The organism is Atribacter sp. (genome assembly GCF_035418125.1).
GTDB lineage: Bacteria > Atribacterota > Atribacteria > Atribacterales > Atribacteraceae > Atribacter > Atribacter allofermentans.
In genome coordinates this window covers 1-2763 of record NZ_DAOLQM010000270.1, presented here as the reverse complement: position 1 = coordinate 2763, position 2763 = coordinate 1, and the positions used below count along the sequence as shown (strand labels likewise).

1 protein-coding gene is annotated in these 2763 nt (G+C 34.5%); it reads right to left on the bottom strand.

Annotation, left to right across the window (positions count from 1 at the left end; all coding sequences use genetic code 11):
• Positions 1-236: 236 nt before the first annotated feature.
• On the bottom strand, positions 237-2486 hold the full coding sequence (locus PLK24_RS10340; RefSeq protein WP_324478862.1) for a cellulose biosynthesis cyclic di-GMP-binding regulatory protein BcsB: 2250 nt from the start codon (positions 2484-2486) through the stop codon (positions 237-239).
• Positions 2487-2763: the final 277 nt, after the last annotated feature.

Sequence of the window (2763 nt, the reverse complement as noted above, 5' to 3'; positions counted from 1 at the left end):
GAAAGAAAACGAGAAAAAAGATGTATCAAATGCAGCTGATCAATAATTTACCCGCTAAGCGACTTAAAATTAGGATATTTATCTACCAAGACGAGAGAAAGATCATAATCAGTTAATTTTTCTTCTGGTTTCAAAGAATTTAGGTATTGGCCGATTAAGCTTTGCATTGGAAAAATGAAATGAAAAGGTTTTGCTCTCTCACCAGGCAAAGCAAAGGAAAAAGATTCATTTTCTCTTCAATTGTCACTGCTTGTTAAATGGTTTTTTTGATAATAAAAAATTATCACTAAGGCAATAATAATACCGAGAATAATGAGAAAAAGAATTCTTTGATTAGAGGTAAATTGAGAAAAAAATCCCTGAGATTTATCAGGATCATTGGTTAGAGAATTTTCCGGAAAGGTTGCATCAATAATTCCATTTTTTTCAAAAATGACTAAATTTCCCGAGATGCCCAAAAAGGTGGTTTTGGGGTTGAAATGTTTCTTAAAATAGTTCTCAGCAATCGATTTTTGGCCAGATGTTGTAAAAAGAATCACTGGAATGTGATTCTGATAAAAAAATACCAAACAACTTATTGGTTCATTCAGGCTGGTGGTAAGGTTTGCTTGGCTTTGGATTGAATCTTTCAAAACCATTTGGCCGGATTCAAAGAAAACCGTTGAATAAAGATAATTAGGAATTATTTCCGGACTTACGATTATAAGAAGATGGTTTTCACTCCGATTGGTCTGAACTGGTATGGGGTATGATAAGAAAGAAAAGAAAAATTGATGGACAAATTGACCAAAGGGAATAGTAATATTATAAATGGCAGCAGGTATTTTTTGGAGAAGATTAAGATTGAGGTATTCTGAAGATGATAAAGTGTGTTCGATCAGCTTTGGTATTTGTATGAAGTTTGTCCAATGATAATTCCACATTTCTGGGTAATAATTCGGATTCCAACCGATAGCGATTGAAGATGGGCTAAGGAGATTATTAGGATGGGTTCCCCCAAAAATGATTTCCACTGGGATCAGCCTTGAATTATAAAGCTGAATTGAGGAGAGAATTTCTGCAGCAATGTGCAAGGTATTTTCATCCAACTCAGAAGGAAGTACCATTTTAATTTTGTTGCCGGGTACAGCAGTAATAGGTTTCCAGCTGGACAAAATGGCAGCATAATTACCGCTTTTTACCTGGAAATACGAGTCTTCAGAAAAAAAGCCCTCGAAAGGCATCATTCCCAGTCGGTAATCCTCTTCATCGGGATAATAGCTTAATCCGAAGGTTAAGGTATTTACTGGTTTAAGAAGTGGAGCTGATAGATAGAGGTCAATGGGAAATAACTGACCACCGCTCTTGGCATCTAAACGTTGAGAGTAAACCGGCTGAGAGTTTATCGACAACTTGATCAGAGCTTCTCCTTTAAAATCTGAAGGAAGTGGAGTATGGTTAAAAAAAAGCCGAAGAGTCAATGAAGTTGGATATTTTGAAAGGTCAGAATAATAAAAACGAAGGTTTTTCTCCATATTACCAAATCCCTCTAACTTGAAAGAAGAATATCCTAAATGGGAGAAAGTTATTTTTTGAGGCTGGAAAGATTTTTTTTCTTCGGTGGAATAGAAGGTTTTTCCGCTGGTACCAATCATGAACCTGTGTAATTCAGCTGATATAGTTTTTACTCCTTCAGCGGTTAAAAAAAGTTTTTTCCCATAAAGTTGATAATCACTTACAGAGTTTTCTAAAAGATATATTTGGTAGCTTTGTTTAGAATCTGCGGAGGAAAGTTGAGAAGGAGCAATAATAGTTTGGATTCGAAAAGGTTGTTCTCGATGAATTTTATGAAGAAAAGCATAGAGGGTGAAATAGGATTGAAGCATGTGATCCGACCAAGGTTGGGGAGGAAGAATTAGAGTTATTGTTTCTTTAATACTTTTCAGAAAGTCATCAATAGTTTGGGGAATCCAATCGGTTTTCGTTTTAAAGGTTATAAAGCTTTCTTTTTTGATGATAATCCAGAGATTTCCAGAAGAAATATCCTCACCAAGGTGGTTACCAATAAAAAGAGTTGGTTGAATTTCAATTTTTATGAATCGTTCATTCGTCTTTAAAGAGGTTTCAGGAATTAGGATATCAAGATAGGCAACCCAATTGGGTTGTAATGGGATATTTTTTAAAAGCCGAGTGTAGACTAATTGATCATTGATGAGAAGGGACACTCGACTTTCTGGATTTAATGCTTCTGAAAACCAAATTTTTAAAGCTAGCCGAGTTTCATCCCAGTTTACTCCTTTAAAGTTGGGCAAAAAAAAGCTATAAGAAGCTTTATGTCCTTCTAATCGGATATCGTTTTCCTGCCCAACGAAATCGGTTAAATTCCAGACTATAGTGTTTGGTATTTGAGCAAAAGCTGAATTGATGATTGGCAGGGAAAGGAAAAATAAACCTATGAATAAAAAAATACCTAAAAAAACAAGGCACCGATCATTTTTGAACCGCATCAAGTTCCCCTCCTTATTTCACAACTCCAACCCTTTATTAGTTTAAAATAAATCAATTATTGATACAAGCAATTCCTGAAAGACAGTGATGATTAATTGAGAAGAAGTAATGAGTGAAAAGACCGAAACGAGTGATGATAAAAGGATTAATAGAAATGAATTCAGAAGAACCATAATATTGAAAAAATTAGACAACCAAGCAAAAAATTTCTTTAAATTTTATAGTTTGACCTTACTTGACAAATAAGAAAATAAGTGATTAAATACGATAGTCTAA